The sequence below is a fragment of the Ilumatobacter sp. genome (assembly GCF_046290335.1).
In the GTDB taxonomy this organism is placed as follows: domain Bacteria; phylum Actinomycetota; class Acidimicrobiia; order Acidimicrobiales; family Ilumatobacteraceae; genus Ilumatobacter_A.
Map to the genome: position 1 here is coordinate 465,503 of NZ_JBKAGH010000002.1, position 14,071 is coordinate 479,573.

Below are 14,071 nucleotides of genomic sequence, written 5' to 3' on the forward strand. Positions count from 1 at the left end.
CGTGCGCCGAGCCGGGTGAATCACCCCCTCGGTACATTGGATCGTCGATGCCTGCGATGACACGTCACCGGCCGCCCTACGTGGCACAGGCAACGTGGCGGTCCGGCTCGTTGCACGTCTGGGGATGGAACGGATTCGACACGGCGAGCATGGCCTGGATGTACTCCGGGTTCCGCAAGGTGAATCACGACGGAAGCCGTACCGGTTGGCACGACTCGCCCATCTCCTACGGCGCGCTCGGACGACTCTCGATCGATATTCCCGGCCGCCCCGGGTTGACCGCTGCCTCCGTGCAACTCGACCCGCTCGGGGTCGCCGTCTGGCTGTCGGAACTCCCGACCGATCCGGCGTACGTGTCCGACTCGGTCGCTTGGTTCGCTCGCCTCGCTGCGCTCGCGCGACGCACGGTGTCGACCGGGCGGCTCACGCCGGTCGTCGCCGACGAGGGCCCGTTCGTGGTCGCTCGCTGGACACCAACCGTCGGCGACCCTGCGACGTCGACGGTCGCGGCCACGCTCGCCGAACTGGATGACACCAAGCCCTACGTGTGCTCCGCTGGCTCCGGCCACGACACGCGTCGGATGTTCGAGTTGCTCGTCGACGGGATCGCACGCTCGGTACTGGCGAACAACGGTTGGAAGGCCGAGCTCGGCCGCCAGCGCAAGCCAGCCGTGCAGGCGCTGCGCGCCACGTTCGGCGCACTCGCGAAGCCCGACCACGTCGTGCGCGGCGGCACCGACGACTTCGATCTGGCACTCGGTCGCCTCCGCGACGAACTCGACCGACACCGACGCTTCCTCGACGGCGAACCGGTCCTCATCCCCCGACTCCGCCTCCTCATGTCCGACGACCCGCACGATCCGTGGGGCGTGCGGATCGAGCTCGTCGACGATGCCGACCCGATGCGTTGGTGCACGGCCACCGACGTGTGGGAGCGCAACCCCGCCGCGGTCGAGGTGGCGGGCGGCGAACAGCACCTCGGCATCCTGACCGCGCTCCTCACCGACGTAGTCGAACGGATCGCGCCGGTGATCCCGGGGATGTCCGAACTGATCGACGTCGCCGAACCCGGTGGGGTCGAACTCGACCTCGGCCAGGCCGAGGACTTCCTCGACATCGCGCCGTTCGAACTGGAAAAGCTCGGCATCGAGTTGATCGGACCCGAGCGTCTGATCCGCACGTCGACGCGAGTGACGGGCGAGGCGACGCCAGCACCTGCCGACGACCGCAAGAAGCAGTTCGGACGTGAAGCACTCGTCGAATGGACCCTCGTCGTCGGCGACGAGCAGATCTCCGAGGCCGAACTCGCGCGGGCCGAGGAGGCGGGGTCGACCCTGCTGCACACCGGACACCGATGGGTGCGCATCGATGCCGACGAGATGCGCCGCAAGCGCGAGAAACTCCGCGAGCTGACGACCACGAAGTCGCGCGTCGGCGCGCTCGAACTCCTGCGGCTCGCCAACGACGACGACGCGACCGAGGACCTGCCGACCATCCGCATCCACGAACAGGGTGCGATCCTCGATGGCGTCACCGTCGGGTCCGACGATCAGCTGGGCACCGATCTCGGCGATCTGGGTGCGAGCGCCGGCGACTGGGTCCGCAACCTGCTCGAGGGGTTGCCCGACGAACGGCTCGAAGAGGTCCACGAGTCGCCCGAGTTCGTCGGTGAGCTCCGCCACTATCAGCGACGCGGGCTCGGCTGGATGCAGTTTCTCGCCCGTCTCGGTCTCGGCGGGTGCCTCGCCGACGACATGGGCCTCGGCAAGACCGCCACGACGCTCGCGCACCTGCTCGAACGTCCCGGCCCGCACCTGGTGGTGTGCCCGCTGTCGGTGGTGCGCAACTGGCGTTCGGAGGCGAACCGGTTCACGCCCAAGCTCGAGGTGACCGTCCACCACGGGTCGTCGCGTGACCAGCAGATCGAAGCGATCGCTGCGGCGATGAGCGAACGCTCCGACGACCTCACCGGCGACGCCGGTCAACTCGACGGCGACCGACCACGCGGCACGCGTCTCGAGGCGCATCCCGAGATGTTCGGCGTCGACCCGGCTCGTCAACTCGTCATCACCACCTACGGGCTGCTGCCACGCGATCTCGAACATCTGGGCGCGATCGATTGGACGACCGTCGTGCTCGACGAAGCCCAGATGGTCAAGAACCCGAACACGAAGGCCGCGCGAGCCGTCCGCCAACTGCAGGCTGCGCAGAAGCTCGCGCTGACCGGGACCCCGGTCGAGAACCGACTGAGCGAACTGTGGGCGATCCTCGACGCCGCAAACCCCGGGATGCTCGGCTCGCTCGAACGCTTCCGCAAGAACTACGCCTCACCGATCGAACGCAACCACGACCCCGACGCCGCCGGGCGTCTGCGTCGACTCACCGGGCCGTTCATCCTCCGTCGCACCAAGGCCGATCGGCGCCTGCTTCCCGATCTCCCCGACAAGATCGAACAGATCGCCTACGCCAAGCTCACCCGCGAACAGGCGACGCTGTATCAGCAGGTCGTCGACCAACTCCTCCACGACGCCGAACAGACCAGTGGGATGCGACGCCGCGGTCTCGTCCTCGCCGCGCTGATGCGCCTCAAGCAGATCTGCAACCATCCCGCCCATGCGCTCAAAGACGGGTCGCGTCTGGCCGGGCGCTCGGGCAAGCTGACCCGTTTCGACGAACTCGTCACCGACCTGCTCGATCAGGGCGAGCGGGCCCTCGTGTTCACCCAGTTCCGCGAGATGGGTGACCTGTTGCAACGCCACGTGATCGAACAGTTCGCGTTCGACGCGCCGTTCCTCCACGGTGGGGTGTCTCGGACGGGTCGCGACCGGATGGTCGACCAGTTTCAGGACGGGTCAGCGCCGCCGCTGCTGCTCGTGTCGCTGAAGGCGGGCGGGACCGGGCTCAACCTGACCGCTGCGAGCCAGGTCATCCACTACGACCGCTGGTGGAACCCGGCGGTGGAGGACCAGGCGACCGACCGCGCCTGGCGGCTCGGTCAGACGAGAACGGTCAACGTGCACAAACTCGTCTGCGAAGGCACGGTCGAGGAGAAGGTCAGTCAGGTCATCGACGACAAACGCAAGCTGGCGGCGCAGGTGATCGGCACCGGAGAGGGCGAAGCGTGGCTGTCCGAACTCTCCACCGACGAGCTCCGCGACCTGGTCACGCTGGAGGCACCCGAATGAGCCGGCCCCGCAAGCCGTTCGGCAACAACCAGCCCGGTCGGTTGCCCGCCACGATGATGAAGGTGCTGGCCGCCGAGATGAGCGACCCTGGGCGTCTTCGGCGTGCCAAGCAGTACGCCAACGACGGCTCGGTCCTCGACATCATCGTCGAACCCGGTGTCGTCACCTGCGAAGTGCAGGGATCGCGGGCCACGCCCTACGTCGCATCGCTCGCCGTCAGACGCGGGGGCGGCATGCCGTTGCGTCGCGACGTCGAAGCGACGTGCACTTGCCCCGACGACGCCAACTGGGATCAGCACGCGTGCAAACACGTGCTGGCCGCGATGCTCGTGTTCGCCAACGAGTTGTTGATCGAACCCGAACTCCTCGACGTGTGGCGAGACAACGACGTCGAAGCCGACACGGCCCCGCAACCCGATGAGCACGATGACGAGCCGTGGCCGAACGACGTCGGGGCCGACGATGTCGAACCGCGACGACGCCACCTACGACTCGTCCGCGACGGCATCGAGCAGGCACGCGAGGCGCGCCGGGCTGCCGCGCCCGAGCCGGTGTACGCGGACCCACTCGCCGAGTTCCTGACCGTGCCGGAGGGACGCCAGCTTCCCGAGATCCCCGACCTCGAACGAATCGAGCCTCGTCTCCCACGGCGCCCCGATCTGGCAGCGGTGCTGCGCGATGCGTACACGCACCTGCGCATCGAGTGGGATTGAAGCATGCACACCGCGCCGCTCGTCGCCATCGATCTCGACGGCACCCTGCTCGACCCGAACGGGGAGATCACGCCGCGATCGGTGTCGGCGGTCCATGCAGCTGCGGCAGCGGGCATGCGGATCGTGATCGCGACGGGCCGCCCGCCGCACATGGTCGCCCAACTCGACGACGTCCTCGCCGGCGCGGTCAGTCACGTGGTGGCGACCAACGGCTCGCTCATCTCGACGTTCCCGGCGCACCCCGGTGACGAGCCCCAACTGTTGCACCTGCTGAGCTTCGACATTCACCGCGCCCGCCGCATCGTCGGCGACCTTCGAGCCAGCGACGCCGGCTTCGGCTTCGCCCTCGCCACCGATCGAGGCTTCGGGCACGAGCCCGGTTTCGTCGAACGAATGCCCGCAGCCGTCCACGAACCGGCGATCAGCGACGTCCTCACCATCGACGGCACCGTCGCGTTCAAGCTCTTCGCGTTCCACGATCGGCGCAGTAGCCACGCTCTGCTGGTCGAGTTGCCGCCGCTCGTCAACCCGCACGACGACGCCGTTCACGAGGAGGTCTTCGGCGTCAGCCACATGGGCGCCGACGCGGTCGAGATCGGACCAGCATCGACCGACAAGTGCGCCGGGTTGCGATGGCTGTGCGAGCACCTCGACGTCGATCGCAGCGACGTCATCGCGATCGGCGACGAGCTCAACGACCTGACCATGCTGCGCTGGGCCGGACGCGGCATCGCCATGGACAACGCCGATCCCGAGGTCCGCGCGGTCGCCGACGAGATCGCTCCGTCGAATCGCGACGACGGCGTCGCTCAGATCCTCGAGGCACTCACCGCGGCCGTCGAACGCTGAGCGCGAGCACGTCAAGACCTGGTCAAGCCTCCCCCAGCGCAAAAGCAGCGGCACCTACACTTCCCACGTGGCAGGCAACACCTCGGTCGTCGTGAACGCACTGATCGACAACGTCGATCAGGTCATTCGGGGCAAGCGTGACACGATCCGTCTGGCGTTGTGCAGTCTGCTCACCGAAGGCCACCTCCTCCTCGAGGACGTGCCGGGTACCGGAAAGACCAGCTTGGCGAAGGCGATCGCGAACTCGATCGCCGGGACGTGGAAACGTGTCCAGTTCACTCCTGACCTGCTCCCCACCGACATCACCGGCGTCATGGTGTTCGATCAGCGAAGTGGACAGTTCTCCTTCCGTGAGGGCCCGGTGTTCACCAACGTGCTGATCGGCGACGAGATCAACCGTGGGAGCCCGAAGACGCAGTCCGCGCTGCTCGAGGTGATGGAAGAGCGCCAGGTCACCTCCGACGGCGTCAGCCGAGTCGTGCCGCGACCGTTCTTCGTGATCGCCACGCAGAACCCACGCGACTTTCAGGGGACCTTCCCGCTCCCCGACGTCCAACTCGACCGATTCGCCATGCGACTGAGCCTGGGCTACGCGGATCATGACACCGAGGTCTCGATCCTCGAAGGGTTCGCTCGCGTACATCGAGACGACGAACTCGAACCCGTGACCGACACCGACGAACTCGATGCGATCATCGCGGAGATCGATCGCATCTCGGTGGCGCACATGATCCACGACTACATCGTGCGCATCGCCACGGCGACCCGTCAGCACCCCGATCTGCGCCTGGGCGTGTCGACCCGCGGCACGCTCGCCCTGCTCCGCATCGCCCGTGCGTACGCAGCCACCGACGAACGCGACTTCGTCACACCCGACGACGTCAAGGCACTGGTCGGACCCGTGTTCGGCCACCGCATCCAATTGACCGCCGAAGCCGAGTTGCGCGGCCAGAACGCCGACTCGCTCCTCGCCGACATCACCGACACCGTGCCGGTGCCGCGCACCAGCGGTGGGTGATCGACGCCGCCGCCTCGGGGCCCGGGAGACGACAGCGTGCTGACACGCTCGGGACTCGGGGCGTTGATCGCCGCCGTCGTGCTGGCCGTGCTCGGTGTGTGGTGGCGCTACGAGGAGATGATCCTCGCCGCCATCGCGGTCGGAGTGCTGCTGCTGCTCGCCGTGTGGATCGCTCAGCGACCCTTACGCGCGACGGTGCAGCGACGCGTCACGACGATGCGAGTGCCGCGAGGTGATCCGATCCGACTGAGCTATCGCGTCCGCAACGACACCCGCTACCGCTCCGGCCGCGCGACGTTGATCGACCACTGCGACGAACAGGTCAGCACCACGACGATCGAACCCGTGGCACCGAACTCGGTCAGCGACGTCGAGGCGCAGATCCCGACCCGACGACGTGGCGTGTTTCCGGTCGGTCCGCTCGATGTCGAACGGATCGATCCGTTCTTCCTCGCTGTGGGTCGCTGGCGCGATGAACGCGACGGTGAGCGGCCGACCGCAGTGACGGTCCACCCCAAGATCTACGACTTGATCGGTCCCCAAGGCGCCGTGCGCGTCGTCGAGAACGAATCGATCATCCGACGCGCGGCGACCGATCCGATGTCGGGATTCGTGTCGATGCGTGAGTACGTCGCCGGCGACGACCCGCGCCTCATCCACTGGCCGACGACCGCTCGAACGGGCACGCTGATGGTGCGCGAGCACGTCGAGGTCCGCCGACCAGAATTCACCATCGTGGTCGACACGTCGGCCGACGTGGCGACGGCCGACGACTTCGAAGAAGCGGTCGACGTCGCCGCGACGTTGGCCGTGCACGCATTGCGAGGCGGCCTCGACGTCGTGGTCCGCACGACGGAACGATCGTGTTCGGGACGACCGACCGCACTCGTCAGCGACGCGCAGGTGCTCGACCTCCTGACCCCGGTCCAGCAGTCGAACGCCGAGAGCTTGCTCCCGGTCCCCGCACTCTTCGACCAGGGTTTCGGACGGACGGCAATCGTGGTCGTGACCGGGCCGGGTGGGCCGTCGAGCCGTGTGATGGCCATCGAACAGATGTTGACGGTCCGGATCGGAGCCGGAGCGACGGGCGGAACCGGCATCGCACTCGCGGCCGTCGACGCGGTCGACTTCGTCAATCGCTGGCGGACGGGTCCCTGATGGGAATCCCACGTGTGCGCATCGCGCTGATCTCAGCGATGGGGGCGATCATCGCGCTCGCTGCAGGCGGCATCTTCGACGAGCGCCGCTGGGAACTACTCGTCGTTCCCGTCGTGATCGGGGCGGCAGGAATCCTGTCGAGCGGTCGTGGCGGCCTGGTGCGTCTCGCGACGTCGTTCGCCGCCGTCGTCGTCGCCGTCGTGGCAGCGACGCTCCTCGCTGGCGGTGGGCTGGGTGATGCGGCGACCGCCTTCACCTCGGGGGCTCGACGGATGGTGTCGACCGACTGGCCGAGTCCGAGCCGGCCCGACCTGGTGGCCACGGCCGCCGCTGGGCTGGGATCGTTGCTGGCACTCGCGACAGCGCTCGCCCACCACGCTCGGCTGCACCTGACGCCGCTCGTCCCCGTCGCAACGGCACAGGTTGCCGTCAGTGCGTTGAGCGCGCCGCTCGGCCCACGGCTGCTGTGGCTCCTCGTGCTCGGAGTGCTCGCCATCGCCTTCGCCGCAATCCGCCCCGGCATGGCGTTGCCCGAGCGGCTGACGCTGCTCTCGGGCGAACGACGACTGATCCCGGTGGCTGCCGTCACGATCGGACTCGCTGGCGCCATGGCCCTGCCGATGGCATTCGACGACCGCGCCGATCCGCGCCAGAACGAGGATCCGGTCAGTTCGGCTGCACTGCTCGATCCGATCGAGGCGACCCTCGCATTGCAGGCGATCGACCCACCGATCGACCTCCACACGATCGACCTTTCAACCGACAGCGAGCTCCCCACGAGATGGCGGTCCGCGGCGCTCGTGAACTACGACGGCCGCCGGTGGACCCCGACGCTGACGCTGCGACCGATCGGGCGACGCCTCGACGCGACGGGGTCACCCGACATCGCCGGCTCGATCGGGTTCCTCGACGAAGACGTGCAACTCGTTCCGCTGCCGGGTGCTCCGGTCACCATCGAGACACGCATCGAAACCGACCCGGATCGCACGATCGTGCGGCTGTCCGATCGTCCGATCGTCGGCGAACGCGTCGACTTCACCGCTCGAGTCGATCCGTCGTTCGCTGACGTCTCCGCTGGTTCGGTCGCCACTCGAGAGATCGACGAATCGGTGTCCGGTCTCACCGCACTCGCAGAGTCGCTCCTCGACGACGCCGCCGACGGACCCGCACCGGTCGATGTGCTCGGCCGGCTCCGACTGCTGGAATCGACGATGAGCGAGGACTTCGTCCTCGACCCCGCTGCATCGGGAGGCGGACTGCAGCGAGCGTTGATCCTGCGATTCCTGCGTGACACGCGACGAGGCAACGCAGAGCAGTTCGCCACCGGATTCGTCTTGCTCGCTCGGTCGTTGGGCGTCGACGCACGCGTCGCGACCGGCTTCACCGTCGACCCGGCCAAGATCAGTTCGACGACCGACGGAGTCCGAATCCGACTGTCGTCAGCAGAGGCCGCGGTGTGGCCCGAGGTCGACGTCGGTGGAGGATGGCTGGCATTCGATCCGGTACCCACTGAGGCGATCTCCGACCTCGAGCCGGAGCCGCCCGAACCCCAGGTCCAGTCGCCGGCCGCCCCGCAGCCGCCGATCGAGCCGCCGCCTGACGCCGACGAGAACCCCACCGACGTCGACGACGATGCCCTCGCCGAGTCCGATCCGCTCCCAAGGTTCATCCAGTGGGCGTTGCGGGTCGCTGCGGTCACCGCGTCGATCCTGGTTCCACTGCTGCTCGCGGCGGCGCTCGTGCTGAGCCTCAAGTGGCGTCGGCGCCGACGCCGACTGAGCGGACCGCCCGATCAGCGGATTCGTGGAGCGTGGGCGGTGGCGACCAATCGACTCGTCGACGCCGGGCTCACGATCACGCCCGCCGCGACCAATGACGAGATCGCCGCCGATGGAACGCCCTACGCAGCGTCGGCAGAGCGCGAACTCCGCCGACTCGCGACGCTGGCGAGCGCCGTCACCTTCGGTGAGCCCGCGCGGCCTGATCTCCTCGCCGACGACGCGAACTCGTGCCTCGGCCAGGTCGAGACCACGATGGCCGCGTCTCGCACCCGTTGGCAGCGACTGCGTTGGCGGCTGAGCACCCGCAGTCTCCGGCGACGCACCACGTCGCCGGTGTGACGACCGCCTGGTCGCTCACTCCACCGTCGTGGGCGGAGCGACTGTGGTGGTCGTGGTGGTGGGCGTCGTCGTGGTCGTCGTGGTCGCCGTCGTGGTCGTCGTGGTCGCCGTCGTGGTGGTCGTGGTGGTGGTGTCCGGGACAGTGGTCGTGGTGGTGTCCGCGACGGTGGTCGTCGTCGCCGGCGTGGTGGCGATCACGGTGACCGTGGCGGTGCGAGACACCGCGCCCGACGTGTCGACCACGTTGTAGGTGAAGGTGTAGGTCCCCGGCGGAGCCGCAGTGACTTCGACGACGAGGCCGTCAGGGCCGTCGCTGACGATGCCCGAGGGGTCGGAAACGATCTGGGCGGTGATCTGGTCGCCGTCGGGGTCGCTCGCGGCGAGCACGACCTCGGCGACCTGACCGGTGCGGACGTTCGCTGTCTGATCGGCGGCGTTCGGCGCTCGGTTCTCGGCAGGCCCGGTGACCGACACCGACACCGACGGCGACACCGCACCCGACCCGTCGACGACGGAGTAGTCGAAGGTGGCGTTGCCGCGGCCGCCACCCGGCGTCACGCGCACCGTGCGGCCATCACCCAGGAGTTCGAGTGTTCCCGTCACGCCATTGGAGTACGTGACCGAGGACGGCACCGATTGGACGCGCAGCGAGCTGTTCGGCCCGTCGGGGTCGACGTCGTTGGCGACGATGTCGACCGACACCGGCGCCCCAGCCGACGCATCGATGGCATCGGGCTGCGCCTGTGGCGCCTTGTTGGTGATCGTGACCGAGATACCGACCTGCGTGGTCAGCCCACCGGGATCGGCGACGGTGACGGTCCAGGTGTAGACACCGTCGGCGACGGATTGCGTCGGGGCGACCACGACGCGAGCCGGGCCGGTCGACGCCCACCCCGGGGCGCCGGCCGATCCGATGATGGTCAGCGACTCGGCATCGCTGGCGAGGACGCCGACCGGGAGCTCGCGCGTCTCGTCACGGCCGAGCGAGATCGACTGATTCTGACCGACCGGATCCTGATTGACGTCGATCGTGATCGTGCCGGTCGCCCGCTGCCGGCAGTCGTTGACGACGGCGTAGCTGATGGTCACGTTGTTGTTCGTTCCGGCTGGCGGGGTGTACACGTTGCCCTGGTAGGACGGCGGGCCGGACACCTCGGTGACGACCCCGTTCGATGCATACGCCGACAGGTCGACCGTGATCGGCTGCTGATATCCGGTCTGCAGGAATGCGTCACGAGCGGTCGGCGTCGACTGCGCGCAGGTCGCCACGGCGATACGCAGCGCAGCCGAGTCGGTGAACTCGCCGTCGCTCACCTGATACTGCACGACCGCCGTGCCGGATTGCCCGGGATTCGCAGTGAACGTGATCGCCTGATCGCCGCTCACACGGGCAGTACCGAGGGTCGAATCCGGTCCGCTGATGATCGACAAGCTCAACAGGTCGCCGTCGGGGTCACTGTCGTTGAACAACACCGCCGACGTCACGGTCCCACCGTTGACGACCGACGTTGCATCGTCGACGGCGACCGGCGGTCGATTGAGCGGCTCGAGCACGGTCAGCGAGAACGTCGACGACGCCGTCAACAGATCCTCGTCGCTGATCGTATAACTGCCGCTCAGCGTGCCGACGAAGTCGACGGCTGGCGTGATCGTGACGACGCTGCCGAACAGCGACACCGATCCAGGCCCGCCGTCGAGCGTTGCCGACACGACACGCAGACCGCCGGGCGCTCCATCCGGGTCGATGTCGTTGGCGAGCAGATCGATCTGCGTCGGGACACCGGGGCCGGCAATGGTACGGCCGTCGGGACGAGCCTCGGGCGGCACCAGGATCGGCTCGACGATCGTGACCTGCAGCCGTCCCGTGGCGAGCGCACCGTCGCTGTCGGCCACCTGGTACTCGATCGTGGCGGTTCCGGTGGTCTGGCCCGCGGTGTAGGTGATCACGTTGCCGGAGCGCACCGCGGTGCCGATGAGCGGCCGCGTCGACGAGGTGACCCGGAGTTCGCCGTCTTCGCCGTCGGGGTCTTCGTCGTTCGCCAACACGTCGACGCGCTGAGACACACCGACCTCGACGGTCACGAAATCGTCGCGGGCGATGGGTGCCTCGTTGACGACTTCTGGCTCACGCACCGAGATGATGATCGAGGCGTCGTCACGCAGACCTTGAGAGTTCGCCACCTCGTACGTGCATCGGAACGCACCCGTCTGACCGAAGGGCGGGTCGTACCGAACCTGGCTGTCGGTGGTGACGGTCGCACGGCCACCGCCAGCGCAGCCCGGGGTCCCGACAAGACTCGGCCGTTCCCCCGAGGGGTCGCCGTCGTTGCGGAGCACGTCGATCGTGACCGGTTGGTTCACGAAGGTGAACGTGGAGTCGTCTTGCGCGTAGGGCGGCTCCGGAAGCGGTTCGGAGAGGACCGTCACCGTCACCTCACCGGCGACCTCGTGACCGTTCCCGTCGGTGACCGTGTAGGTGAAACGAGTGTTGCCCTCCACCTCGTCGTCAAATGCCGACGCGGTGAACTCCACCTGATCACGACCGACGATCCTCGCGGTGCCCCGACGTTCCGGCTGCGTGATGCCGATCACGGCCAACGGGTCGCCGTCGGGGTCGGTGTCGTTCGCGGTCACGTTGATGACCACGGTCTGGCCGACCACGGCCGTGGCGACATCAGGCGACACCACGGGCGGTCGATTCGGCTCGACGTCGTCGATCACGACGACGAGCACTGCGCCGCGAACGACGTGACCGTTTCCGTCGTCGACCTCGTATTCGAACGGAACGAACTCGGTGCTCCCGGCTCTCGCTGTGATGCCGAGTTGGTCGCCGCGGACTGCCACGTCCAACCCGTCGGGCAACGGGGTGACGACGGACAGGAGCATCGTGTCACCGTCGGGATCGAGGTCGTTGACGAGGACCGGCAGCAGCACCTCGGAGTTGCGGCGGGTCCGCACGGCATCGGGTCGCACGACCGGCGGCCGGTTGGCCTCGCCGAGCCGTGCGACCTCCACTTCGACGTTGACGTCGGCGCCCACGGCACCGAAGGAGTCGATCGGCCGATACGAGAACTGCGCAATCCCCTCGAAGCCGGCATCGGGCGCGAAACGCAGCGAGGGCAGCCCGGATGGTCCCTGCACCTGCTCGACGACGCCACCGCTCTGCGGCTGGGTGAAGGCGTCGATGTTGAGCACGTCCCGTTCGGGATCGACGTCGTTCAGGAGCACGTCGATCACCACGTCGACACTCGGCCCCGTCTGAGCGGTGTCAGCGGCGCCGACCGGCGGCTGGTTGGTGGCGTCAGCGGGAAGGAGTTCGATCACGACGTCGGCGGAGGCTTCGGTGCCGTCGCCGTCGGCGATGGTGTAGGTGAACCGATCGACACCGACGTAGCCGGTCGTGGGCGTGTAGATGATCGTGCTCGCCGTGCCGATCTCCACCAGTCCGTTGCCGGGCGTGTCGACATCGACGATCGCGATCGCCTCGCCGTCGGGGTCGTAGTCGTTGGCGGTCACCCTGACCGGCACCGGGTTCCCGGACCGAGCAGTCGCCTGGTCGTCGACCGCGACCGGTGGGTCGTCGATGCCGTTGTCGTCGGCCTCTTGCACGTCGGGTTCGTCGCTGACTCCGTCGTCGGAACCCAGCGACGACGAACTTCCGTCGGCGTTGCTCTCATCGATGACCTCACCCTGGTCGCCGAGCACCAGCAGCGCGCCGTTCTTGTCGATCGCCTCGATCCCCCACGGGTGCACCGACCAGACGAAGTCGCCGGCGGTGTCGTCGATCCACACGACGTCGACGGTCGCCGTCACGGCGAGTACGGCGTCGGCGGCCACGGCAACTTGCTGCGTCTCCAACACTTCCTGGCTTCGCCAGTCGAACCGAACCACCTGTGTCGGCCCTCGCCGCACGAGCGTTGCGACATCGCCCGCGATCGCCAACAGATCGCTGCCGTCGATGTCGAGTTCGGGAACGCTCACCGACCGCTGGATTCCGTTGGGCCCGACGCACCACAGGTCGTCGTTGGCCCCGACCCAGCCGCAGTCGTGCTGCGGCCCGGCTTGCTGCAGCACCAGTTCGCTGCCGTCGACCGAGGTCGGCAATGCCTGCCACTCGCCATCGCCGAACCGAACGCCGTTGTCGATCCGATCGAGGACCAGCGGGGCGGTACCGACCAAGGAGATCGCACCTCCGTTCGGACCCGGCGCGAGGCCCAGCGACTGGGTCGTGACTCCAGCGGTCGTCGCCCGCTCCAGATCACCGTCGACGAGGCTCCAGATGGTTCCGTCAGCGCCGAGCGCCACCATGGTCGCGGTCTCGGCACCATCGGCCTGGTCGGACTGGAACGGAATCTCGACCGCGTCAGCCCCCACCGGCAACAGCACACCCTCTCCGACGGTCGAATCCGCGACGACGAGACCGGATGCGCCGGCGCGAGCGAACGAGGTGCCCGAACCAAGCGCGGGCACGCCGCGGGCTGACCCGAGCCGAAGGTCGGCGGTGTCGATCTCGCGAACTTCCCCCACGGTGTCGTTCAACAGGTAGGCCTGGCCACCGCCTTCTGCGATGAATTGCCGCTGACCACCGGCGCCGGCATCGACGCTGGCGAGCGCTCGGCCACCGAACCCGTCGACCAGCACCGCCCGGCCGGTGGGCGCGTGCACGAACCATCGGGTCGCACGAGACGACGCCGCGTCGACCGCCGGCAGGCCGTCGGAGCGGAACACCACCACGAGCGCGGTGAGACACAGCGCAGTGGCGACCATCGCCGCGACGAGTTGTCGCCACGTGACCGCGATCGACGACGGCGTCAGGGACATGCGTCTCCAACGTTAGGGCGTCCGATGTGAGCGCACCGCGCCTCGCAGTGAGCGCGCGACTGCTCCGCGTGAGGGAGCGACGCGTCGAAGAACGGGTCGCGGGAATGGCGGAGTTCTCCCACGATCTGTCCATCGGCACGTCGAGATGACGACTTGAGCGATTTCTCAAGAAATCTTGAACCGACCCGGAGGGTTGCCGTGAGTGCG

General features: G+C 68.1%; 7 protein-coding genes. 6 read left to right on the forward strand and 1 reads right to left on the reverse strand.

Translation table 11 applies throughout. The features are described from left to right. The first annotated feature begins 47 nt into the window (after nt 1-47). From ACE37B_RS10645 to ACE37B_RS10670, 6 genes are all read left to right on the forward strand, one after another. Nucleotides 48-3,185: a DEAD/DEAH box helicase gene (locus ACE37B_RS10645; protein ID WP_409923303.1), complete on the forward strand. Its 3,138-nt coding sequence runs from the start codon at nt 48-50 to the stop codon at nt 3,183-3,185. Further along, entirely contained in the window at nt 3,182-3,898 is a 717-nt protein-coding gene (locus ACE37B_RS10650; protein WP_409923304.1) for an SWIM zinc finger family protein, read from the forward strand. The genes ACE37B_RS10645 and ACE37B_RS10650 overlap by 4 nt, the downstream gene beginning before the upstream one ends. A 3-nt stretch (nt 3,899-3,901) precedes the next feature. Next, nucleotides 3,902-4,747: an HAD family hydrolase gene (locus ACE37B_RS10655; protein ID WP_409923305.1), complete on the forward strand. Its 846-nt coding sequence runs from the start codon at nt 3,902-3,904 to the stop codon at nt 4,745-4,747. A gap of 67 nt (nt 4,748-4,814) precedes the next feature. Continuing rightward, nucleotides 4,815-5,765: an AAA family ATPase gene (locus ACE37B_RS10660; RefSeq protein ID WP_409923306.1), complete on the forward strand. Its 951-nt coding sequence runs from the start codon at nt 4,815-4,817 to the stop codon at nt 5,763-5,765. A gap of 36 nt (nt 5,766-5,801) precedes the next feature. After that, a complete protein-coding gene (locus ACE37B_RS10665; RefSeq protein ID WP_409923307.1) occupies nt 5,802-6,923 on the forward strand; it encodes a DUF58 domain-containing protein in 1,122 nt (373 codons plus the stop codon). Further along, nucleotides 6,923-9,043 (forward strand): transglutaminase domain-containing protein, encoded by a 2,121-nt coding sequence (locus ACE37B_RS10670; protein ID WP_409923308.1) that lies wholly within the window; start codon nt 6,923-6,925, stop codon nt 9,041-9,043. Before ACE37B_RS10665 ends, ACE37B_RS10670 begins: the two co-directional genes overlap by 1 nt. 15 nt (nt 9,044-9,058) lie before the next feature. On the opposite strand, the gene ACE37B_RS10675 is transcribed toward ACE37B_RS10670, so the two are convergent. Further along, nucleotides 9,059-13,864 carry an Ig-like domain-containing protein gene (locus tag ACE37B_RS10675; RefSeq protein WP_409923309.1) on the reverse strand — a complete coding sequence of 1,602 codons (4,806 nt, stop codon included), beginning with the start codon at nt 13,862-13,864 and terminating at the stop codon, nt 9,059-9,061. Nucleotides 13,865-14,071 lie beyond the last annotated feature (207 nt).

Coding starts and splice junctions, on each gene's coding strand:
- ACE37B_RS10655 (WP_409923305.1), top strand. CDS start 3,902: ATGCACACCGCGCCGCTCGTCGCCATCGATCTCGACGGCACCCTGCTC.
- ACE37B_RS10670 (WP_409923308.1), top strand. CDS start 6,923: ATGGGAATCCCACGTGTGCGCATCGCGCTGATCTCAGCGATGGGGGCG.
- ACE37B_RS10650 (WP_409923304.1), top strand. CDS start 3,182: ATGAGCCGGCCCCGCAAGCCGTTCGGCAACAACCAGCCCGGTCGGTTG.
- ACE37B_RS10675 (WP_409923309.1), bottom strand. CDS start 13,864: ATGTCCCTGACGCCGTCGTCGATCGCGGTCACGTGGCGACAACTCGTC.
- ACE37B_RS10645 (WP_409923303.1), top strand. CDS start 48: ATGCCTGCGATGACACGTCACCGGCCGCCCTACGTGGCACAGGCAACG.